Here is a 22,277-nt window from a genome sequence, read left to right as displayed (position 1 = left end):
TGTGCGTCCGCCGGGGGTGGGGGGACAATTCTCAGCGGGGGGGCACGCATAGAATACCGGGCGAGAGACCCCCGCCCTGGCCCCTGCGGCCGGGCCTGACGGGCGGCGAGGATGGTGACGATGAGTGGAACGCTGACAGTTCCGCGCGCCCGCGCGGGCGTGTGGCTCCCCCGGCTGGCGTGGGCGGCGCTGATCTATAACGTGCTGGTGATCCTGTGGGGCGCGGTGGTGCGCATCACGGGGGCCGGGGCGGGCTGCGGGGATCACTGGCCGCTGTGTAACGGCGTGGTGGTCCCGCAGAGCCCCACGTTGCATACCGTGATCGAGTACAGCCACCGCCTGACGAGCATGGCCAGCGGCCTGCTGGCGATCGCGCTGATCGTCGTGGCGTTCCGTGCGGTGCCGCGGGGTCACCCGGCGCGGCTGGGCGCGGTGGTGTCGTTCGGGCTGATCCTGCTCGAGGGTCTGGTGGGGGCCGCGCAGGTGCTGCTGGGCCTCACGGCGGACAGTACCGACCCGGCGCGTGGGTTCGTGCAGGGCATTCACCTGTCGAACACGTTCCTGCTGCTGGCGGCGCTGCTGCTCACGGCGCTGTGGGCGGGCGGCGCGCCGGGCCTGCGGCTGCGCCGTCAGGGGCTGGTGGGCGGCTGGAGTTATGTGGGCCTGGGCCTGATGCTGGTGCTGGGCATGGCGGGCGCCGTGACGGCGCTGGGGGACCTGCTGTTCCTCCCGGCGGACGGCAGCACGCCCATCGAGACGGTCAAGCGTGACTTCGCGGTGACGGCCTCGATCATCGAGAACCTGCGCGTGGTTCACCCGATGCTGGCGGTGCTGACGAGTGCGTTCCTGGTGTGGCTGGGCGTGTTCCTGCGCCGCGAGCGGCCGGGCGCCGGGGTGCAGCGCTGGAGCGCCGTGGTGTGGGGTCTGCTGGCCGCGCAGATGGTGGCGGGTTTCGCGAACGTGATCCTGAAAGCGCCGGGCTGGATGCAGCTGGTGCACCTGCTGCTGGCGCTGGGCCTGTGGCTGGCGCTGGTGATGCTGGTGTACCGCGCGCTGACGGGTCTGTCGGTGCAGGGGCGCGCTAGGGTAGGGGTGAACGTATGACGACTTCCGATCCCATCCCCGCTGACCGCGTGCCCGCCCGGGCGACGTGGCGGGATTACCTGTCGCTGACCAAACCGAAGGTCATCAGCCTGCTGCTCTGGACGACCGTCACGGCGATGTTCATGGCCGAGCGGGGCGTGCCGGACCTGTGGCTGCTGGTCGTCGTGAGTCTCGCGGGGTACATGTCTGCGGGGTCGGCGGGCGTGTTCAACATGATCATCGACCGCGACATCGACCTGAAGATGGCCCGCACCGCCCAGCGGCCCACCACGAGCGGCCTGATCAGTACGCGGGACGCGGCGGCGTTCGGCGGGGCGCTGCAGATCCTGTCGTTCGCCATGCTGTGGGTGTGGGCCACGCCCTTGAGTGCGTGGATGAGCCTCGCGGGCTTCCTGACGTACGTGGTGGTGTACACGCAGCTGCTCAAGCGCAACACCTGGCACAACATCGTGCTGGGCGGCGCCGCCGGGTGCTTCCCGCCGCTGGTCGGCTGGGCGGCTGTGACGGGGGACCTGAACCTGTTCGCGTGGTTCCTGTTCGCGATCATCTTCTTCTGGACGCCCGTACACTTCTGGGCGCTGGCGCTGATGATCAAGGAGGAATACCGCGAGGTCGGCATTCCCATGCTGCCCGTCGTGCACGGTGACCGGCTGACGGTTGCGCAGATCGGCCTGTACGCGATCTACACGGTGGTCCTGTCGGTCATGCCCGTGTTCTTCCGGGAGGTCGGGGCGATCTACTTCGTGGCGGCCGCCGGGCTGGGCGGGTGGCTGCTGGTGCTGTCGTGGCGGCTGTACCGGCACGTGATGGCCGGGAAGGCCGTGGAACGCAAGGTGGCGGTGCCGCTGTACCTGTACTCGATGCTGTACCTGGCGTTGCTGTTCGTGGCGGCAGCGGCGGACCGGATGATCTTCGCGGCCCTGGGCTGAGGGCTTGCTGTCTGCGGCCCCCGCACCGTCAGGTGTGCGGGGGCCGCGTCCATGTGGGTGCGGTTCCCACCCGTGCTGGACCGGAATGGAGCATGATAGCGGGTGACTGGGAGGGTCAGGACACTTGCCCGCGCCTCATCTGTTCTCATGGGGGGTATGCCTGACCGGTCGGTAGAATGTGGGCGGAAGCTTGAGCGCTGACCGCGAGCGGCGGCCCACGCGTTCCACGCGCCCGCGTGACGCTTTAGACTGCAAGCAGAGGAAAGGAGTGACGTTGAATACCATCACACACCGCAACAGCGGCACACGGAGGCGGGGCCGACGGGTCCTGCCCAGCCTGACGATCCTGGGCGCGACCCTGCTGACCGGCTGCCAGCAGACGAACCAGTCCCTGAGCATCGGGGACATGGCGTCCGCGTACAACCGGGAAGTCTGGTGGATGAGCATCTGGGCGATCGCTCTGTCCATCATCATCTTCATCGGCGTGTCCTACGCGCTGTTCTACACGGTGCAGAAGTTCCGTGAGGACCGGCACGACGCGCCGCCCGCCCAGTTCCACGGGAACAACAAGCTCGAGACCATCCTGGTCGCCGTGCCGGTCGTGATCGTGATCCTGCTGAGCGTCCTGACCGTCAAAAGCATGGCGGTCCTGAACCCCACGCCCGACCAGGCGACGAAGATCGACGTGCTCGCCAAGCAGTTCTGGTGGAACTTCGCGTACCCCGAGACCACCAGCGACGCGGGCGGCGTGGTCACGAACGGCAACGAGATGATCATGCCCACCAAGCAGCCCGTGGCGCTCACCATGACCAGCGGCGACGTCATTCACGGCTTCTGGGCGCCGAACATCGGCGGTCAGCGCGCCGCGATGCCCAGCGTGAAGAAGACCTGGCAGGTCGACACCGACCGCGCCGGGGCGTACCAGGGCAACTGCTCGCAGCTGTGCGGTGCCAGCCACGCCAACATGCGCTACAAGGTCATCGCACTGGATCAGGCTCGCTACGACGCGACCCTGGCCGCCATGAAGGCCTACCGCGCTCCCGAACCCGCCCCCGGCAGCGCCGAGGCCCGCGGGTACACCCTGTTCATGCAGGGTAAGGCCAGCACAGGCGCGACCTCCTGCGCCAGCTGCCACCGCGTGCAGGGTACGCCCGCCGCCGGTGCGGTCGGCCCGGACCTGAGCTTCTTCGGCACGCGCCGCACCCTGGGCGCCGGCATGTGGGAAGCCATGACCGCTGCGCAGTGGGAGGACCCCAAGGCGGCCAGGGAACTCAGCGACTGGCTGAAGAACAGCCCCCGCGTCAAGCCCGGCAGCCTGATGCCCACCTATGACGGTAGCGAGTACATGGTCAAGGGCAAGATGGAAAAGGGTGGCACGCTGACCGACGCCGAGATCGACGACATCGCCGCGTACCTGCGCAGCCTCAAGCTGCCCGAGGAAGCGGACTACTGGAAGGGCACGCCCGTGAACGGCGCGCCTGACGGAGGCACCCAGTGACCGTTCAGCACGCCCCCGTTCAGGAGTCCGGGGCCCGTCCGGGCCTCTGGGCCGTCCTGAAGGACTACATGATGACGACCGATCACAAGAAGATCGGGACGCTCTATATCGCCACCAGCATCCTGGGCTTCGCCATCGCGGGGATCCTCGCGGTGCTGATCCGTGTTCAGCTGGCCATACCGGACAACACCTTCCTGGTGGGCAACACCTACAACCAGGTGCTGACCATGCACGCCGCGCTGATGATCTTCTTCTTCCTGATCCCGATCGGCCTGTTCGGCTTCGGGAACTGGTTCCTGCCGCTGCAGCTGGGCGTGCGGGACGTGGCACTGCCGCGCGTGAACACCTTCGCGGTGTGGCTGTTCATCTTCAGCCTGATCCTGGTGGTGCTGGGCCTCGCCAACGGCGGCGCGCCCGGCGTCGGCTGGACCTTCTACTACCCCCTGAGCGTCGACGCGAACCAGACCGGCGTGGCCGTGCTGATGGTCGCCCTGACCCTGAACGGCATCGCGTCCCTGCTGGGCAGCGCCAACTTCGCCGCCACCGTCGTGAACATGCGCGCCCCCGGCATGAGCCTGTGGCAGATGCCGATCTTCGCCTGGAGCATCTTCGCGACCTCCATGCTGCAGCTGGTGTCCCTGGGCGGCCTGACCGCCGCGGCGCTCGTCACGTACCTGGAACTGAAGCTGGGCATCAGCATGTTCAACCCCGGTATCGGCGGCGTGCCCGTGATGTTCCAGCAGTTCTTCTGGTTCTACTCGCACCCGGCGGTGTACGTGATGCTGCTGCCCTACCTGGGCATCGGCGCGGAAATTGCCAGCACCATGGCCCGTAAGCCCATGTTCGGCTACCGCGTGATGGTGTACTCGATCCTGGGCATCGTGCTGGTCAGCCTGCTGGTGTGGGTCCACCACATGTTCGCCGTGGGTCTGCCCGAGGCGTGGCAGATCGCGTTCATGATCGCCACCCTGATCGTGGCCGTCCCGACCGGCGTGAAGATCTTCAACCTGATCGGCACGCTGTGGGGCGGGCGGATCATCATGAAGTCCCCCACCTACTGGCTGGTGGGCTTCATCTTCAACTTCCTGATCGGTGGGATCACCGGCGTGTCGCTGGGCCTGATTCCCTTCGACTACCAGGTGACGATGTCGTACTACGTGGTGGCGCACTTCCACAACGTGATGATGTTCGGCACGGCGTTCCTGGCCATGGGCGGCCTGTACTACTGGTGGCCGAAGATGACCGGCCGCTTCATGAGCGAGAAGCTGGGCCTGGCGCACTTCTGGCTGTTCATGATCGGCTCGTGGATGACCTTCCTGCCCCAGTACATCCTGGGTCTGCTGGGCATGCCCAGGCGCTACTACACCTACCCCGAAGGCAACTTCGCGTGGACGGAACTGAACTTCATCTCCACCCTGGGCGCGCTGACGCTGCTGGCCGGCGGCATCGTGTGGGTGTGGAACATGCTCCAGAGCTTCCGTCAGCCCGCCACGGCCTCCGCCAACCCCTGGGGTGGCTTCACGCTGGAGTGGACGGCGGACAGCCCGCCCAAGCCCTACAACTTCGCGCACGACTTCCCCACCACCTTCCCCACCGAGCGTCCCCTGTACGACTGGGAGCAGAGCGGGCAGACCCTGACGCCCGTGGACCCCAAGAGCATCCACCTGCCGCAGGACAGCATCTGGCCGTTCATGACCGCCGTCGGCCTGCTGCTGATGGGCTACGGGCTGAGCTTCGGCTGGTTCACGAACTACTCCGCCACGGAGGGCCTGCAGCCCTTCGCCGACGCGAGCTTCGCGTTCAAGCTGGCCACCGTCGTGCTGTACCTCAGCTTCCCGGTGTTCCTGTACAGCCTGTTCAAGTGGGCCGGCACCCGCGAGTACGCCGTGCCGGTCGCGCACCATCACCTGACGAAGTACGACAACGGCTTCATGGGCATGGCGTGGTTCATCATCAGCGAAGTCGGCCTGTTCGGCGTGCTGATCGCCGGGTACGCGTACCTGCGCGTGATCGGCGCCGCCGAGCCGCCCGCGCTGCGCCCCAGCATCTGGCTGGCCGCGCTGAACACCCTGGTCCTCGTCGCGAGTTCCTTCGTGATTCACCGCGCCGAGCAGGACAACCACCACGGTAAACTCACCCGCTTCCGCATCGGCATGTTCGTCACGCTGCTGCTCGGCGCGATCTTCATGATCTTCCAGGTGTACGAGTTCACGCTGTTCGGCGTGGAAAGCGACTGGAAGCAGAACCTGTGGCAGGCGTGCTTCTTCACCATCGTCGGCCTGCACGGTCTGCACATCCTGATCGGCGGTACCGGCATCGCCCTGCCCTTCTACCAGTCCCTGACCGGCAAGATGGACAAGTACAACCACGGCTCCATCACCCCCGCCAGCCTGTACTGGCACCTGGTGGACGTCGTGTGGCTGCTGATCGTCGCGATCTTCTACGCCTGGTAACACCGCGCGGAAGACAGAGGGGGACGCCTGAGCGGGCGTCCCTTTCGCGTTGTGTGAGGTCAACCGTCCGAGGCCGCCAGCGTCGTCCCCCACTCCCCACTCCCCTGTCTGGGGACACGTCACCCCGCGCCTCTCCCCTACCCTGCGGGCATGACGGGTGTGTCGAAATGGGTGACGGCGGCGCTGCTGGTGGTGGCGGCGGTGCTGGGTGGACTGCTGGTGATGCGGCGGGCGGCGCCGGGCGTGTCGGCGGGCGAGGCGCTGGATCAGCCGAAGGCCCTGCCGGCCCTGGCGCTGGTGGATGATCGGGGGCAGGCGACGACGCTGGCGGCCGCGGATGGGCGGGTGCGGCTGGTGTTCTACGGGTTCGTGCGCTGCCCGGACGTGTGCCCGGCGACACTGGCGGTCCTGAAGAACACCTACGCGGCGCTGAGCGAGGAGCAGCGGTCGCGGGTGCAGGTGCAGTTCGTCACGGTGGACCCGGCGCACGACACGCCGGGCGTGGTGCGTGAGTACCTGAACCGCTTCGATCCGGCGTTCACGGGCCTGACGGGGAAGGCGGCGGTCATCGACGAGGCGGCGCGGGAGATGTTCGTGGCGAACGTGGCGCCCATGCCCGCCGAGGATCACAGCGCGCATATGACCGCCCCGCAGGGCCAGACGTCCAGCGGCGCGGCGAATGCGCAGGCGGTGGGCGCGGGCGCGGCGGTGGCGGCGCGCATTCACGGGGATCAGGTGAGTGTCGTGGATGGTCAGGGCCGTTTCGTGCGGGTGTACGGGAATCTGGACGTGGTGGGCGGCGCGCTGGCCCGGGATCTGCCGGGTCTGATCCGGCTGTACGCGGGGAGCTGAGGCTGAAACGGCCCGCCCATATTCCGCTGACAGCGAACTTGCGCTAGACTCTCTGTTATGACTGAACCGCTCGACGCCGCCCTGCGGCCCAAGACCCTGACAGAGTACGTCGGGCAGGCGCGACTGAAGGAGAAACTCGGCGTGTACCTCCAGGCCGCCCGCGGCCGCAAGGAAGCGCTCGACCATACTTTGCTGTTCGGCCCGCCCGGCCTGGGCAAGACCACCCTGGCGCACATCATCGCCGCGGAACTCGGCGTGAACATCCGCGTGACCTCCGGCCCGGCCATCGAGAAACCCGGCGATCTGGCCGCGATCCTCACGAACAGCCTGGAGGAAGGCGACGTGCTGTTCATCGACGAGATCCACCGTCTGGGCCGCGTCGCGGAGGAACACCTGTACCCCGCCATGGAGGACTTCAAGCTGGACATCGTCCTCGGGCAGGGCCCGGCCGCGCGGACCATCGAGCTGCCGCTGCCGCGCTTCACGCTTGTCGGCGCGACCACCCGCCCCGGCCTGATCACGGCGCCCATGCGCAGTCGCTTCGGGATCATCGAGCACCTGGAGTACTACACGCCCGACGAGATCGGCGTGAACCTCCTGCGCGACGCCCGCCTGCTGGGCTTCGGGCTGGACGAGGACGCCGCCGTCGAGATCGGCGCCCGCGCGCGCGGCACCATGCGCATCGCCAAGCGCCTGCTGCGGCGCGTGCGCGACTACGCCGACGTGGCGGGTGAGACGACCATCGGGCTGCCCCGCGCGCAGGACGCGCTGGACAAGCTGGGCCTGGACAGCGCGGGTCTGGACGACCGCGACAAGAAGTACCTCGAAACCCTGATCCACCGCTTCGCGGGCGGCCCGGTCGGCGTGGACACGCTCGCCACCGCGATCAGCGAGGACAGCCTGACCCTGGAGGACGTGTACGAGCCGTACCTGATCCAGCTCGGCTTCATCAAGCGCACGCCCCGGGGCCGCGTCGCCACCGCGCACGCCTACGACCACCTGGGCCTACCCGTCAGCGGCGACCACGACCTCGGCTTCTACGCAAACTGAGGAACGCGGGGAGCGGGCAGTAGTGAGGGGTGAGTGGATCGCGGCTGATCACGCCCGCATCGGCTGAATGCAGACGGGCGACGTGCCCGCCCACCTCCGACCAACCCACTGCCCACTTCCTACTCCCCACTGCCCCTCCCCTACACTTGAGGCATGAGCGAGTTGCAGGTTCAGGTATTCGGCACGCGCAAGAGCAAGGAGACGCGCGCCGCCGAGCGGTTCTTCAAGGAACGCAAGATCAAGATCCACTTCGTGGACCTGAAGGAGCGGCCCATCGCCAAGGGTGAGTTGAGCCGGTTCGTGCAGAAGTTCGGCCTGAACGCCCTGCTGGACCTGGAAGGCAAGGCGTACGAGCGCAGCAACCTCGCGTACCTGCGGACCACCGAGGACGGCGTGATCGCGAAGATCATCGACGATCCGGAACTGCTGCGGCTGCCACTGGTACGCGCCGGGAAGCACCTGACCGTCGGTGAGGACACCGAGGGCTGGAAGGCGATGGTGGCGGGCGGCTGATCCGGATTCCGTTGGTTTCGCTGACAACCCGGAACTACACCGGATTGTCAGCTCCACGCCCGGAACCCGTTTCTCTCCTCCTCTGCGGGGCAGCTCTACGAGTCGCATCCGCTCGGATTGAACGGCTTTGTAAGCCATTCAATCGGAGTCCGTATGAGCCGCGCGGCGTTCAGCGGCGGCGCATGAAACCCAGGCGGGAGCGTGGGGCTGCCGCGGCCGGTTCGGGGGCCGGGCTGACGAGTTCGTACTCGCGCACGGCACCCTGGAGCCATTCGGGTGCGCCACCCGGTTCGAGCAGTTCCGTGCCGGGAATCCACTCGGCGACCGTGAACTGCGCGGGGTCCGGGTCGAGAATCCCGGCGCTGTACTCGGTGCCGAAAATCAGGTGCAGGCGGGCGTCGCCGTGACCGCCCTGCGTGCCGCGCGCCACGTAGGACCCGACCAGGCGCAGGTCACTGACGACCAGTTTCATCTGCTCGCGGATCACGCGGCGCAGGTGCAGTTCGACCGGGTTGCTGCCGGGTTCGGCGTTCAGGATCAGGCCGGGGAGGCCCTGCGCGCCGGGCTGCAGCGGGTGCACGGGTCGGGTGATCAGGTACCCCCCCTGGTGGTGAATCAGGGCGAACGCGCCGACCTGGTAGGACATCTGGGTGGTGTGTTCAGTGTGGTGCATGGTCACGGGGGCACTCCTGTGAAGCGCGGGGTTTCATGAAAAATTGTACGCAACAGCGGACGGGCTGACCTTCCCCTCTCGGGTGTGTCGCGTGCGGGCGGGGTGGGACTTGCGTGCGGCGTGCGGCCCTCGGCGTCCCTTCTGGATAGCACGCGGGCCGCTTAAGATCGAACGGACTTCTCCCCTCTCCCCATTCGGGGGTACGGGGGGACCAGGGTGTGCGCGCCGAGGTCGGCGGCCAGCGCCAGGAACGCCGGGTCATGCGCGGGGTTCGTCCAGGCCGGGGACTGCACCAGCAGCACGCTGGTCACGCAGGCCGGGTCGGGCAGGGCCGCGCCGCGCCGGGCCTGCCGGGTCAGGGTCACGCGGTCCAGCAGCGCGGGCGGCAGCAGGTCGCGGATCTCACCGCGCGTGCGGTCCAGATCGAAACCCTCGGCGACGGGCAGGTCCGCGTGCCAGTCCGGGTACAGCGTCGTGACCGTGCGGATCAGGCCGCGCGCCAGCCCCAGCCCCGCCCAGTTGCCGGGCCGCACCCGCGCGGGGTCGCCGCTGCGGCTGCCCAGGTCATGGTGCGAATCGAGGTTCAGCACGTCCAGACCCGGGTACTGCTCCAGCCACGTCCACGCGTCCGCGTGACTGAGCGTCACGAACGCCGGAACGCCCGCATACGCACGCAGGGCTTCCCAGCCGGGGTACAGCGGGAAATCGGCTTCCAGCGCTGTCCAGGCGTCCCCGCCACGCTTCAGGACCCGCGCGGTCCAGGCGTCCAGGCGATCCTCCTCCCGGTCGCGGGTGCCCCAGATGGGCGCGTCGAACACCAGTTCACGCGTCCCCGAGAAGGCGTCCCAGTCGATACTCAGCAGCACGGGTCCAGCTTACGCGGATGTGCGGATGGCGGATGGCGGATGGCGGATGGCGGATGGCGGATGGTCAACAGCGTGTGCGCGGCGTACCCGCTCAGGTCAAGCCGACCCACTCCCCACAACCCACTGCCCACTCCCCCTCACCTGAAGCAGATCACGTACGACACGCTGGCGGGATCACGGACGAAGCCCAGGCGGTCGTTGATGGCGAGCATGGGGGCATTGTCGCTGGCGTTGTCGGTGCGGATGGTGGTGGCGCCCAGGGTGCGGGCGGCGCGGATCGCGGCGAGTTTCAGGCCGGTGGCGATCCCCTGCCCGCGCCAAGGGCGGGTGACGCCGGTCAGGCCGGTCAGGAGGTCGGGGCTGGCGTCGCTGCGGAACAGCGCTGTCTGCCCTGCCCATGTGCCGTCCACCTCGGCGATCAGGTACGCGTCGGGGAGGAGGCCGGGGTCGCCCAGCACGGCGTCCTCGAACACTTGGAAGCTCAGAGGCGTGGCGGGTTCGGCGCGCGGCACGTCCTGGCGCACGTCGCTCATCAGGGCGTGCAGCCGCCGCGCGAGGTCCGGTGTACCTGCGGCACGTAACTCGGCGAGGCTGCGGATGCGGACACCCTGGTCGTGCAGGCGGCCTTCCAGCGCGGCGTACGGGGCGGGGTCGAAGTCCGGGACGTGCAGGGCGGACATGAAGTACCGTTTGTCGCCGCTGAAGCCCCGGCGGGTCAGGAAACCGGGCGCGACCGGGTGGTCCTCGCGGGCGAGGATACGGGCGGATTCGGCGTTCCGGGCGCGCAGGGCGGCGTCCAGTGCCGTCCACAGGGCCGCGCCCGCGCGCCCGACCCTGTGCGTGCGGCGCGACGGCGAGGTCCAGGCCATAACGGTCCGGGTGGAACGCACCGGGGTTCTGGTAGTACACGGCGACGCCCAGCACCTCCGGTCCCTCGTGGGCGACGAGCACGGCCCAGCCGTATCCCCAGTCCTGCTGTTCGCGCATCTGGCGGCGCAGGTCCTCGCCGGTCAGGGGGTCGTTCGGGTTCGCGCCGGTCAGGATGGTGGCGGCGGCGTCCCACTCGTGCTCGGCAATGGGCGTGACGGTGATCATGCGTCCACCTGACCGCGCTGCATCTCGACCCACGCGACGCGCGGGCGGAAGCCCAGGCGGTCGTTCAGGGCCAGCATGGGCGCGTTGGTGGTGGCGTTCCCGGTCCAGACCTCGCGGGCACCCAGGTCCCGGGCGACGCGCAGCGCGGCGACCTTCAGGGCCAGCGCCAGCCCCTGGCGGCGCCACGCGCGGGTGGTGCCGGTCAGGCCGGTGTTCAGCCGCTGCGGGTCGTGCAGGTCGCGGTGCAGTTCGGACAGGGCCGCGACCTCGCCCGCCGGGGTGACGGCCAGCAGCGTGCCGTGGGGCATCGTCTCAGGCCGGTCCAGGCGCGTCAGGAAGTCCTCGAAGGCGACCGGGGTCGCGGCGGCGGTGCGGGGCACGTCCTCCCGCGCGGCCAGCCAGCCCGCGTAGAACGCGCGCCGGGCGGCGTCCTCGCCCAGTTCGGCGCTCAGGTCGGCCAGGGTCACGGCTCGCAGCCCATCAGGCAGGGGCGCCCGGTCCGTCCATGCGTCCGCGTCGAAGTCGGCCATATCCAGCACGTTGTCGAAGAACCGCATGACCTCCCGGAACCCCCGCGCCGTCAGGAAGTGCAGGCTGAGCGGTTCGTCCTCGTACGCCCCGGCCAGCACCTCACGCGCGCCCCGCTCGCGCAGATGCGCGTCCATGAGCGCCGCCAGTGCGGTCCCCACGCCCCGCCCGCGCGCGTCGGGGTGCACCGCCACCTCGGCGTGGTAGCGGTCCGGGTGGTACATCCCGCCGAACTGCAACGCGGACGCCGCGCCCAGCAGCGTTCCGTCCGGGGTGTGCGCCACCCACTGCGCGACGTGCAGCCCCAGCGGGTGCGCCCGCAGCGAGTGCAGGTCGTGCGCCAGCGAGTCGGCGGTCTGCGGGTGGCGGGGATTCACGGCACTCAGCAGGTCCGCCAGGGCGCCCAGGTCGGCGTCCGTGGCGGGCCGCAGCGCGAAGGGTCGCGGGGTGGTCACGCCAGCTCCGAAGGCACGGGCACGGGGCGCCGTTCCCCGGTCACGGGGTCCAGGTGCAGTTCGTAACGGCTGCGGGTCGGGCCGCGCCGGAAGCCCAGCGCGCGGTTCATGCCCAGCATGGCCTTGTTGGGCGGGTCGTTGAAGGTGCGGATCTCGCCGCCCCCGGCGGCGGCCAGGGCGCGCATCGCGGCGACCTTCAGGGCCTTCGCCACGCCGCGCCCGCGGTCCTCGCGGCGCACGCCGGTCATGCCGATGACAAAGAAGCCCGCCGGGTTGCTCATCAGGGTGCTGTAGCCCACGTACGGGCCGGTTTCCGGGTCGTTCACGTCGGGGCGCAGGGCCACGAAGGACAGCTCGTGGCTGAAGGTCGGGTCGTCCAGTTCCTGCTTCACCCACGCCTCGAAGGGCCGCCGGGTGAGGGTCTGCCCCATCGGCACGTCCTGAAAGAGGCGCCAGTCGAGTTCCCACAGCCTGCGGTTCCGCTCCGGATCGCCCGCCAGTTCCGCGATGGACCGCAGCTCCACACCGTCCGCCGCCACGGCCGCCATCAGGTCGTCGAAGGCGCCCAGGTCGGCGTCGACCGTGTGCAGGCGGGACTCATAGCGGTCCCAGGTGCGCACGTACCCCCGCGCGGCCAGGAACGCCCGGCCCGGCGCGTCGTGGTCCTGATCGCTGAGCATCGTGCGGATGTCCTGCGCGCCCCGCTCCCGCAGCCGCGCTGTCAGTGCGTCGTACAGCGCCGTCCCGATCCCCTGTCCGCGCGCGTCCGGGTGAACGGTCAGCCCCCCGAAGTACCGCCACTCCTCGAACGCGAAATCGTCGTGCCCGACGTTCCCGACGCCCACGATCCGCCCGCCCTGCTCGGCCAGCAGTTCAAGGCGGTACAGCGCCGGGTCGTGCGCCTCGTCCCAGGTGACCAGCATCTCGGCCGTGACCGGCCAGTCGGGATCGGCGGCGCTCAGCAGGGCCGCGATCTCGGCGAAATCGTCGGGTTTGCGCATCTCGCGCAGCGTGAAGGGCTGTGGGTCGGTCATGCGCCCATCATGCGAGCCGCCCGGCCGGAGGCGCATCCGCCAGCACGCCTACGCCTGCCCGCCGCGTATCCGGCGCGTGCCCCACGCGGTGACGGGCAGGCGGGCCTATGCTGGGTGGATGAGTGACGGACTGAAACTGCTGCTGATCGTGCCGCACCCGGACGACGAGGTGTACGGCGCGTCCGGGACGCTGATGGGCCACCTGGAGGCCGGGGAGGCCTGCGGGCTGGTCACGCTGACGCGTGGCGAGGCGGGCCGGACGCTGGGCCTGTGCGACACGCCGGAGGAACTGGCGCGGATGCGTGAGGTGGAACTCGCGGCTTGCCTGGACGTGATCGGCCTGACGGGCGAGGAGGCGCGGGCGGGTGGGAGCGTGTTCGAGCATCACCGCTTCCCGGACAAGTACCTGAAGGATCAGCCGCTCTCGGCGCTGACCGAGGTGGCGCGCGAGGCGATGGTGCGCCTGCGGCCCGAGGTGGTCCTGACGTTCCCGCCGAACGGCAGCAACGGGCACCCGGATCACGTGACCACGCACCGCGCGGTGAAGGCCGCCTGGGACGCACTGCCCGAAGAGGAGCGGCCCCGCCTGTGGTACTACGCCAGCGACGTGCCGCCGGAAAACGAGGCGCTGCGGGCCGAGTGGCTGCCGCCGAACGTGCGCCACGACGTGACGCGCTTCATCGTGCGCAAGTTGCAGGCGATTGCGTGTCACCGCACGCAGGCGCTGAGCACCGTGGATTTCATCCGCAAGTTCCCGGACCGCGTGACCGAGGAGACCTTCCACGAGGTGAAGTCATCATGCGGACAGGTTCATCACTTCAGGGCAGACCAGCGATGAACACGCAGTGTTGACCCCTCCCCCTTGAGGGGGGAGGCTGGGAGGGGGTGAACAGGAATGGCGTTACAGAAGACGTTTTCCATGCTTGTCCCCCCTGGCGCCCGAAGGGTGTCCGCACCATTGATCACAGCGGTTGGAGTTCACGGGGCGCGGCGCGCGGGAGGCCTTGACCGCTTCCCGCGCGCCGCGCCCCGCCACTCCCGCTCCTATTCCCATTCGCTGACGGGGATGAAGTCGACGTTCTCGCCGTCGGTGGCGGTGACGCGGTAACTGCGGTCGAAGCGGACGATCAGTTCGCCCCGGTCGAAGTGCTGGGGGCTGACGACGGGTTTGCGGTACAGGTAGCCGCCGTCGTCGTCCGCGCCGATGTGCGCGCCTTTCGTGAAGCGGAACTCGACGACTTCCCCGTGGGGGCGGGTGCGGACGCGCACGCGGTACGTCTGCGCGTCGTCCTGTTTCACGTTCGGGTTGGCGGGCGTCTTGCGGAACAGGTTGAACACGGGAGGCCTCCGGGGGGCAGGATAGCGTCCCTCCCCCCATCCGGGGGCAGCCGTCCGGATCGGCTGTGAGCTTTTCCGCGTTCTGGACGCGCATGAGCGATTCTGCCCCGCTGGGTCGCGTTCCGGCGCGTCAGGTCCGGTATGAATTCTGTGCGGAAGCGCTTCATACGCTCTGGTTGGAATGGGGGAAGGAGCCGCTGGACAACGTGAACTGCAGACCGCCTGGCGGCGCATGCTGCTGTGGGGACTGCCCATGGTGCAGACGTCGGTGCTGCTGGCGCTGCTGATGGGGCGCGGGGACGCCTGGGACCGGCTGGTGGACCCGTGGCTGTACGCCTGCATGAGTGCCCTGCTGGTCGTCAGCTGGGTGGCGGTGCTGCGCCGCTGGGCGGGCATCGGGCAGTTGACGCTGGTCCTCACGGCGGGCAGCGGCGCGTTCATGGGCGTGAAGGTGCTGCTGATCGCGCTGCTGTTGCGGGACCAGCGGGCGGTTCTGCCGGAACTGATCGAGACGCTGGTGTGGCTCCCGGCGGTGATCACCTGGACGATGCTGACCGACCTGTCGCAGCGGGTGCGGCGCGTGCTGAACCTGACGGTGGGGGGCATCGCGGCACTGAGTGCCGCTGTGGTGCTGCGGCCCGTGCTGGAAGGTCAGGGCGTGAACGTGGACGTCCTGCGGGCACTGGTGCAGATCAACTTGGCGGCGGCGGTCGGGCTGTACGGCGCGTCGTACTTCGTGCGGCGCAACGACGTGGTGGGCCGCGCGCAGGGCGAGCAGCAGGTGCTGCGGGAACTGGTGTACACCGATCTGCTCACGCGCCTGCCGGGGCGGGTGCGGCTGCGTGAGCGGCTGGACCTGCTCACGGCGCGCGGCGGGACGTTCGCGGTGCTGTTCGTGGATATCGACGCGTTCAAGGTCGTGAACGACACGCTGGGGCACGCGGTCGGGGATGACCTGCTGCGCGGCGTGGCGCAGGAGTTGCAGCGCCTGTCCCCGCAGGGCAGCTGCGTGTACCGCCTGAGCGGCGACGAGTTCGTGGTGCTGCTGCCGGGCCTCAGTGCCGACGCGGCGCACCTGGAAGCCACGCGCCTGCTGCAGACGGTCCCGGCCGTGCCGGGCGAGCAGGTCGGGATGGACATCACGCTGAGCATCGGCGTGAGCGTGTACCCGGACGACGCGACCGACGCCGAGGAACTGCTGCGGCACGCGGACAGCGCCATGTACGCCGTGAAACGCGCCGGGCGGCGGCAGGTGCGCCGCTACCAGCCGCAGCAGGACGCCGCGACCGAACGCTTCCAGGTGCTGGCCCGCGACCTGAGCCTGGCGCTGGCCCGCGAGGAACTCAGCCTGCACTTCCAGCCGGTGTTCCGCCTGAGTGACCTGCGGCCCGTGAAGGCCGAGGCGCTGCTGCGCTGGACGCACCCGCACCTGGGCGCCGTGTCGCCCGGCGAGTTCATTCCGGTCGCGGAGCGGGTGGGGTTGATCACACCCATCGGGACGTGGGTGCTGCGCGAGGCGTGCCGGGAAGCGCTGCGGTGGGAGGACGTGACGGTCAGCGTGAACGTGAGCGCCATGCAGCTGCTGCAGACGGATTTCGCGGAGCTGGTGCGGGAGGCGCTGCTGGACACCGGGCTGAGTGCCGCGCGGCTGGAACTGGAGTTGACCGAGACGGCCGCGCTGTACGAGGACGAGCGGGCCGCGCGGACCATGCTGGAGTTGCGGGACCTGGGCGTGCGCCTGAGCATCGATGATTTCGGGTCCGGGTACTCGAACCTGGCGCGGCTGCGGACCCTGCCGATCACGGGCGTGAAACTGGACCGCTCGTGCACGGTGGACCTCCCGGACGCCGAGGCGGGGCAGTTCTCACGGGCGCTGCTGCGCGCGGTGCTGGGCCTGACGCAGCACCTGCCGCTGGACCTGACGGCCGAGGGCGTGGAATCGGCGGCGCACCTGGCGGTCCTGCAGGACCTGAACTGCCCGCTGGGGCAGGGGCACGGCCTGTCGGTGCCGCTGACCGCGCCGGAGTTCCGGGCGCTGCTGGACCGGCCTCACCCGCTGGCCCCGCAGGCACTGGACGCGTCCAATGCCGCCGCGTCCTGACGAGGCGTGCCCCCCGGCAGCGCCGCGGTTCAGACGCAGCCCCGAGGTTCCCGCCTAGACGCGGCGCAGGAGTTCGGTCAGCAGGCGGACGTGGTCGGGCCAGCGGTCCAGGCGGACGTGTTCGTGCTGGGCGTGCGCGCCGTCGCCGGGGGCGCCCAGGCCGTCCAGGGTGGGGATGATCGGGGCCGTGAAGTTCCCGTCGCTGCCGCCGCCCACGACGGCGTGCGTCAGGTCGAAGCCCAGTTCCCCGGCGACCTCGCGGGCCTGTTCGAAGAGGGCCAGGGTGCCTGCGCTCTGCTCGAACGGGGGGCGGTTCAGGCCGCCCGTGACCTGCACGGTCACGCGGGGGTCGTGGGGCGTCCAGGCGCGCACGGCGGCGTCCACCCGGTCTGCTTCCGCGAGGGTGCTGACGCGCAGGTCGATCTCCAGGGTGGCGTGGGCGGGGATGACGTTCACGGCGCTGCCGCCACGGATCAGGCCGACGCTGACCGTGGTGCCCAGGTCCGGGCGGGCGAGGGCCTGGAGGTCCAGGGTGGCCTGCGCGGCGGCCGTGACGGCACTGGCGCCTTCTTCGGGTTTGTTTCCGGCGTGGCTGGCGACGCCGGTGAAGGTCAGAAGGTAACTGCCGGTGCCCTTGCGGCCGGTCTTGAGGGCGTGCGTGTCGGCGACGGGCGGCTCGACGACCAGCGCCACGCGGGCGGCGTGCGCGGCGCGTTCGATGTGGTCGCGGCTGCTGGGGCTGCCAATCTCCTCGTCGGGGGACAGCAGGATGGTCACGCCGCCGCGCGGCCACTGGCCCTGCAGGGCGCGCAGGGCGTGGAACAGGCCGACGATGCCGGCTTTCATGTCGTACGTGCCGGGGCCGTGCAGGCGGTCGCCGTCCACGCGCCAGGGCATGTGCTCCAGCGTGTCGTGCGGCCAGACGGTGTCGGCGTGCGTGAGGATCAGCACGGGCCGGTCGGCCCTGCCGGGCTGCACGCCGAGGTGGAACACGCGGGTGCCGCCGCCCAGCGCGTGCGTCTCGGCGCCCAGGTCGCGCGCCCAGCCTTCGATGACGTCCATGACGTGCTGAATAGCGGCCGGGTCGGTCGAGGGAGATTCGAGATCGGTCAGGATCTTCAGGTCGGCGATCAGCGCCTGGAGGTCCACGTCTGCCGGGGTGGTCATGCGGGAATGCTACCGCCCGCGCGTGAAGGGGCGCCCGGCACAACAGTCAGGCCCCACTCATGTGAGGGGGCCTGAGCGTGTAGGGGATTTCAGCTGAGCAGGGCGACCTGCTGGGGGTCGAGTTTCAGTTTGGCGCTGCCCTTGAGGTACAGGTCGTGAACGGCCTGCTTGCCGAACAGGCGGGCGAGTCGGGTGCTGGTCATCTCGATGGTGCGACCGGCGATCTTGAGTCGGACGACGTCAAAGGTGCCGGGAACCCAGGTGCAGGACAGTTCTTGCATAAGACCTCCAGGGATGATGGGGTGGCGGGCGCCAGTTCGGATTGACGGGGCCGGAAGGGAATGAGAAAGGCTGAGTTGAGTCGAGACGGGGGCATCATGGGTTCCGTCCGTCAGCGGAGTGTGCGCTGGCGCCAGGAACAGGGGCCTGTGGGGGCCGGGTAGGATCAGCGTACGAAAAGAGCGTTTGGAAATAGAGAGAGGCGTTCCACTTTCCCTTTAGCCAGTGATCATGAAGCTCTGGAATCGCCTGGACTCCCACCAGGACGGCATTTCGGGAGCGCTTCCACGAGGGATGATCCGCTGTCCGTCACGCGACAGGCGGATCGCCGTGCTTGACTGTGGAGCATGACCCAACCCATCCCTGGGCCTGACAGCCTGCTGCCCCTGGTGTTCCCTTCCGACCCGCAGGTCAGCCCGGACGGCAAGCGCGCCGCGTTCGTCCTGACCCGCATCGAGGAGGACGACCCGCACAAGCCCGACGCGGCGTACGCCAAACCCCGCTACAAGTCGCAGATCTGGCTGGCGGACGCGCAGGGAAAGCGCGTCCTGACGCGCGGCGAGGGCCGTGACGGCAGCCCCCGCTGGTCCCCGGACGGGCAGACCCTGGCCTTCACCCGCAAGGCTGGCGAGGGCGCGCAGCTGCACCTGCTGCCCCTCGCGGGCGGCGAGGCGCAGGTCATGACCCGCTTCCGGAACGGCGTCTCGGACATCCAGTGGAGCCCGGACGGGCAGTACGTGGCGTTCATGACCACCGCCGACGACGAGGACAAGCGCGACGAGCGAGGCGAGGCCCGCATCATCACCAGGCCCCGCTACCGCTTCAACGGCCGCGACTGGCTGCCCGAGCGCGCCGCGCGCCTCTACCGCCTGCACGTCCCCAGCGGCGAGCTGCGCGAGTGGCACACGCCAGAGGTCGAACTGGGCGGCGTGACCTGGCTGCCCGACAGCAGCGGCGTGCTGTTCATCGCCGCGACCGACGAACTGAGCGGCGCGCACTGGCAGCAGGAGGTCTGGCACCTGTCCCTGCACGGCACGCCCCGGCAGGTCACCCGCTGGGCGTCCGCCGTCAGCGCCGTCATCCCCCACCCGGACGGGCAGCACTTCGCGCTGGTGGGCCGCCCCGCCGGGCAGGGCAACACCGAGCACACCCACCTGTACCTCCTGCCCCTGACCGGCGACGCCGCCCCGGTGCGGCTGGACGCCGGGCATGACCACCCGGTCGGGAACGGCGTGGGCGGCGACTGCCACGTGGGCGCCATGCCCGACAAACCCGCGTGGCTGGACGACCGCACCCTGCTGTTCAGCAGCACCGTGCGCGGCAGCTGCGGCCTGTTCACCGCCACCCTCGCCGCCGACGGGCAGTCCGGTTCGGTGCAGGCCCACACCCACGACCCGCAGGGCGTCGTCCCAGCCTTCACGGCGCGCGGCGGCGGCCTCGCCCTGATCCGCGAACGGGCCGACCAGTTCCCCGAGGTGATCCTGAACGGCCAGCCGGTCACGGACCTGCACGCGAACCTCCCCTTCACGCCCCGCACCCCCGTGCGCGTGACCTTCCCCACCGAACTCGGCGAGGGCGAAGGCTGGATCATCCTCCCCGACGGCGCAGGGCCCGTCCCCGCGATCCTCAGCATCCACGGTGGCCCGCACACCGACTACGGGCACGCCTTCACGCACGAATTCCAGCTGTACGCCGCGCGCGGTCAGGCCGTGTGCTACAGCAACCCGCGCGGCAGCGTCGGTTACGGGCAGGCCTGGGTGGACGCCATCCACGGCCGCTGGGGCACCGTCGACGCCGACGACCTGCTGGCCTTCTTCGACGCCTGCCTGGACACCCACCCCCGCCTGGACCGCACGCGCACCGCCGTCATGGGCGGCAGCTACGGCGGCTTCATGACCAACTGGCTCACCTCGCACACCACCCGCTTCCACGCCGCCATCACCGACCGCAGCATCTGCAACCTGCTCTCATTCGGCGGCACCAGCGACATCGGCCTGCGCTTCTGGGACGACGAACTCGGCCTGAACTTCCACCGCCGCGCAGACGCCCTCAAGCTCTGGGACATGAGCCCCCTCCAGTACGTCGAGAACGTCCGGACCCCCACCCTGATCGTCCACTCGGTCCTCGACCACCGCTGCCCCATCGAGCAGGCCGAGCAGTGGTACGCCGCCCTCACCCTCCACAGCGTGCCAGTGCGCTTCGTCCGCTTCCCCGGCGAGGACCACGAACTGTCCCGCTCCGGCCGCCCGGACCGCCGCCTCACCCGCCTGACCGAATACCTGGGCTGGCTCGACCGGCACCTCGCGCCCAGCACCACACCCGCTGAAACCGCCACCGCCTGACCCAGCCAGCAGAGCGGGGCGGAGGTTCGCCGTGAACCTCCGCCCCACGTCATGCCTTCACTGCGAGTTGAACACGTTGTCCGGGTTGTTGCCCGACACACTCCCACCCGGCTGGGCGTACACACCGACCCGCGTGTTGAACACGCCGCCGCCATTCCGGGCCGAGTTGCCCGTCACGCTGCCACTCTGAATCGTCAGCTTCCCGTCGTTCCAGAACCCACCGCCATCACGACCATCGGCCCGGTTCCCGCTGACCGTCGCGCCGGACAGCACGAACGTGGACGTCGGGGAAGTTTGGTAAGCCCCATTGGTCTCCACACCCCCGCCGAACCACGCCGTGTTGTTGCTGATCGTGCCCCCACTGGCGGTCACGCTGGCCCCGGCATACAGGCGGATGCCACCGCCACCACCCTGACCCTCCGTGCGGCTCGTGACGGTATTTCCCGTGATGCTGCCACCGGTCATCTCGACCCGGCCCTTGTCTGCCACCACGATCCCACCGCCCGTCGTGACGACGGTATTCCCCGTGATCGAGCCGCTCACCAGCTTCAGCGCCGAGCCGGTCCACACCGCCACGCCACCGCCAGCCGTCTGCGCCGTGTTCCCCTGAATGGTGGCTCCCTGAATGACATGCGTGCCGACGCCCTGCTCCGCCGAGCCGATCGACACCCCCCCACCACGGTCCGCGCGGTTGTTCCGGATGACCAGCGTGCCGCCCAGCGTGACCGTGGGCTGCGTGCCGGACTGCGCGTACGTGGCGATGCCACCCCCGACACCCGGCGTGGTGTTGTCCTCGATCACGCCACCCGTCAGGGACATGGGCGAATCACTGTTGATGCCGCCACCTGCGAGTCCAGCAGTATTGCCACGCATGATGCCGCCGGTCATGCTGAATCCAGCACTGTTACTGTCAATCTGAAGGGCCCCGCCGTACCTAGTCGCGGTGTTCTTTTCGAACGTACCGCCAGAGATGGTCAGCGTGCCCCCGCGGAACTGATCGTAGACGCCGCCAAATGTGGCGGTATTGCCGGTGAACGTGCCCCCTGCGACGGTCACCTTGGAGGACTGGGCCTGCAGGATCACGCCGCCGCCACCATCACTGGCTGTGGAGTTTCCGGTGAATGTGCCTCCGGTGATGAGCGTCTCGCCTGTTCCGAAGGCGGCGATCACCCCTCCGCCACAGCCCTGAAGGGTGCAGCTGTTCGTGTCGAAGGTGCCTCCCTTGATGGTGAGCGTGCCGGTGGTGTGCCGGATGACACCGGCATGCGACGCAGAACTGTTGTTCCTGAAGCTTCCGCTCTCGACGGTCAGCGTGCCGCGGTTGGCAATCGCGCCACCCGAGCCCACAGTCTCATTCTCGATCGTTGCTGCAGGCAGGGTCGCGCGGTTGCCCGTCACCGTCACGTTCTTCAACGTGAGGGTCGCGCCCGGCGTGTTGAAGATCGCCCCACCGTTGTTGGCCTGCCCGTCCTGCACCGTCACTGAATCCAGTGTGAGGTTCCCCTGATTCATCAGGTTGCCGCCCCAGGTGGCGACGGTCGATCCACTGTCTGGGAGTTCAAAAATGGACAATGCCACCGTCGCCCCAGTACCACCCTTGAGCGTCCCGCCCTGCATGGTGACGGTGGCGCCCTTGGCGATGTCCAGTGCGCGGCCTTTTCCGGCGGCGTCGATGGTCACGCCCGTGGCGATGATCGTCACGTTCTTGTCGATGTTCAGTGGGCTGGCGAGGGTCAGGGTGCCGGTGCCGGTCAGGCGCAGCGTGTCGCCACTCTTGGCGGCGGCCAGCGTGTCCCGCAGGCTGCCGGCGCCGCTGTCCGCGAGGTTGGTGACGGGCGTGCCGACGGGTTCGGGCGTCCCGCCCCCACCACCACAGGCGGCGAGGGTCAGGGTCAGCAGCAACAGGGCGGGCATCCGGGCATTCATGGTCATGGTCTTCCCTCCATGCCCCCAGGGCGGCCGGGCGGAGGGAATGGTGCCCGCCCGCGCGCTGAAGGTGA

19 protein-coding genes are annotated in these 22,277 nt (G+C 69.4%); 10 read left to right on the top strand and 9 right to left on the bottom strand.

Annotated elements, in window-relative coordinates:
• Positions 1–120: 120 nt before the first annotated feature.
• From EXW95_RS12340 to EXW95_RS12310, 7 genes are all read left to right on the top strand, one after another.
• Positions 121–1,104 (top strand): COX15/CtaA family protein, encoded by a 984-nt coding sequence (locus EXW95_RS12340; RefSeq protein ID WP_174367692.1) that lies wholly within the window; start codon positions 121–123, stop codon positions 1,102–1,104.
• The gene (locus tag EXW95_RS12335; protein ID WP_174367691.1) at positions 1,101–2,033 is read left to right on the top strand and encodes a heme o synthase; all 933 of its coding nucleotides are present in this window, start codon (positions 1,101–1,103) and stop codon (positions 2,031–2,033) included. The genes EXW95_RS12340 and EXW95_RS12335 overlap by 4 nt, the downstream gene beginning before the upstream one ends.
• A 274-nt stretch (positions 2,034–2,307) precedes the next feature.
• On the top strand, positions 2,308–3,531 hold the full coding sequence (gene coxB / locus EXW95_RS12330) for a cytochrome c oxidase subunit II (protein ID WP_217449193.1): 1,224 nt from the start codon (positions 2,308–2,310) through the stop codon (positions 3,529–3,531).
• On the top strand, positions 3,528–5,984 hold the full coding sequence (locus EXW95_RS12325; RefSeq protein ID WP_174367689.1) for a cbb3-type cytochrome c oxidase subunit I: 2,457 nt from the start codon (positions 3,528–3,530) through the stop codon (positions 5,982–5,984). The genes coxB and EXW95_RS12325 overlap by 4 nt, the downstream gene beginning before the upstream one ends.
• Positions 5,985–6,134: 150 nt before the next feature.
• A complete protein-coding gene (locus EXW95_RS12320; RefSeq protein ID WP_174367688.1) occupies positions 6,135–6,836 on the top strand; it encodes an SCO family protein in 702 nt (233 codons plus the stop codon).
• A gap of 57 nt (positions 6,837–6,893) precedes the next feature.
• Entirely contained in the window at positions 6,894–7,886 is a 993-nt protein-coding gene (ruvB, locus tag EXW95_RS12315; RefSeq protein WP_174367687.1) for a Holliday junction branch migration DNA helicase RuvB, read from the top strand.
• Positions 7,887–8,039: 153 nt separating this feature from the next.
• Complete coding sequence (locus EXW95_RS12310; RefSeq protein WP_174367686.1) at positions 8,040–8,399, top strand: ArsC/Spx/MgsR family protein; 360 nt, start codon at positions 8,040–8,042, stop codon at positions 8,397–8,399.
• A 169-nt stretch (positions 8,400–8,568) separates the two neighbouring features.
• On the opposite strand, the gene EXW95_RS12305 is transcribed toward EXW95_RS12310, so the two are convergent.
• The 5 genes from EXW95_RS12305 to EXW95_RS12285 all read right to left on the bottom strand — a co-directional run bounded on the left by EXW95_RS12305 (position 8,569) and on the right by EXW95_RS12285 (position 13,050).
• Complete coding sequence (locus EXW95_RS12305; RefSeq protein WP_174367685.1) at positions 8,569–9,072, bottom strand: hypothetical protein; 504 nt, start codon at positions 9,070–9,072, stop codon at positions 8,569–8,571.
• 161 nt (positions 9,073–9,233) lie between these two features.
• Positions 9,234–9,938: an arginase gene (locus EXW95_RS12300; protein ID WP_174367684.1), complete on the bottom strand. Its 705-nt coding sequence runs from the start codon at positions 9,936–9,938 to the stop codon at positions 9,234–9,236.
• Positions 9,939–10,075: 137 nt separating this feature from the next.
• Positions 10,076–10,807: a GNAT family N-acetyltransferase gene (locus EXW95_RS12295; protein ID WP_254605604.1), complete on the bottom strand. Its 732-nt coding sequence runs from the start codon at positions 10,805–10,807 to the stop codon at positions 10,076–10,078.
• A gap of 222 nt (positions 10,808–11,029) precedes the next feature.
• The gene (locus EXW95_RS12290; protein WP_174367683.1) at positions 11,030–12,016 is read right to left on the bottom strand and encodes a GNAT family N-acetyltransferase; all 987 of its coding nucleotides are present in this window, start codon (positions 12,014–12,016) and stop codon (positions 11,030–11,032) included.
• Positions 12,013–13,050, bottom strand: coding sequence for a GNAT family N-acetyltransferase (locus tag EXW95_RS12285; RefSeq protein WP_174367682.1), 1,038 nt, complete (start codon positions 13,048–13,050; stop codon positions 12,013–12,015). Before EXW95_RS12285 ends, EXW95_RS12290 begins: the two co-directional genes overlap by 4 nt.
• 118 nt (positions 13,051–13,168) lie before the next feature.
• Here EXW95_RS12285 and EXW95_RS12280 point away from each other — a divergent pair, with 118 nt between their 5' ends.
• Entirely contained in the window at positions 13,169–13,888 is a 720-nt protein-coding gene (locus EXW95_RS12280) for a PIG-L deacetylase family protein (protein ID WP_174367681.1), read from the top strand.
• Between the two features lie 206 nt (positions 13,889–14,094).
• Here EXW95_RS12280 and EXW95_RS12275 read toward each other — a convergent pair whose 3' ends face one another.
• Complete coding sequence (locus EXW95_RS12275) at positions 14,095–14,388, bottom strand: hypothetical protein (RefSeq protein ID WP_174367680.1); 294 nt, start codon at positions 14,386–14,388, stop codon at positions 14,095–14,097.
• Positions 14,389–14,569: 181 nt separating this feature from the next.
• On the opposite strand from EXW95_RS12275, the gene EXW95_RS12270 reads away from it, so the two are divergent.
• Positions 14,570–16,489: a bifunctional diguanylate cyclase/phosphodiesterase gene (locus EXW95_RS12270; protein WP_174367679.1), complete on the top strand. Its 1,920-nt coding sequence runs from the start codon at positions 14,570–14,572 to the stop codon at positions 16,487–16,489.
• A 54-nt stretch (positions 16,490–16,543) separates the two neighbouring features.
• Here EXW95_RS12270 and EXW95_RS12265 read toward each other — a convergent pair whose 3' ends face one another.
• A complete protein-coding gene (locus EXW95_RS12265) occupies positions 16,544–17,656 on the bottom strand; it encodes a M20 family metallopeptidase (protein ID WP_174367678.1) in 1,113 nt (370 codons plus the stop codon).
• Positions 17,657–17,745: 89 nt separating this feature from the next.
• Complete coding sequence (locus EXW95_RS12260) at positions 17,746–17,937, bottom strand: hypothetical protein (protein ID WP_174367677.1); 192 nt, start codon at positions 17,935–17,937, stop codon at positions 17,746–17,748.
• 345 nt (positions 17,938–18,282) lie between these two features.
• On the opposite strand from EXW95_RS12260, the gene EXW95_RS12255 reads away from it, so the two are divergent.
• Positions 18,283–20,277 carry a S9 family peptidase gene (locus EXW95_RS12255; protein WP_174367676.1) on the top strand — a complete coding sequence of 665 codons (1,995 nt, stop codon included), beginning with the start codon at positions 18,283–18,285 and terminating at the stop codon, positions 20,275–20,277.
• Between the two features lie 57 nt (positions 20,278–20,334).
• Here EXW95_RS12255 and EXW95_RS12250 read toward each other — a convergent pair whose 3' ends face one another.
• The gene (locus EXW95_RS12250; protein ID WP_174367675.1) at positions 20,335–22,209 is read right to left on the bottom strand and encodes a hypothetical protein; all 1,875 of its coding nucleotides are present in this window, start codon (positions 22,207–22,209) and stop codon (positions 20,335–20,337) included.
• Positions 22,210–22,277 lie beyond the last annotated feature (68 nt).

The sequence above is a fragment of the Deinococcus sp. JMULE3 genome (assembly GCF_013337115.1).
Taxonomy (GTDB): domain Bacteria; phylum Deinococcota; class Deinococci; order Deinococcales; family Deinococcaceae; genus Deinococcus.
This window is presented reverse-complemented; position numbering and strand designations above follow the sequence as displayed.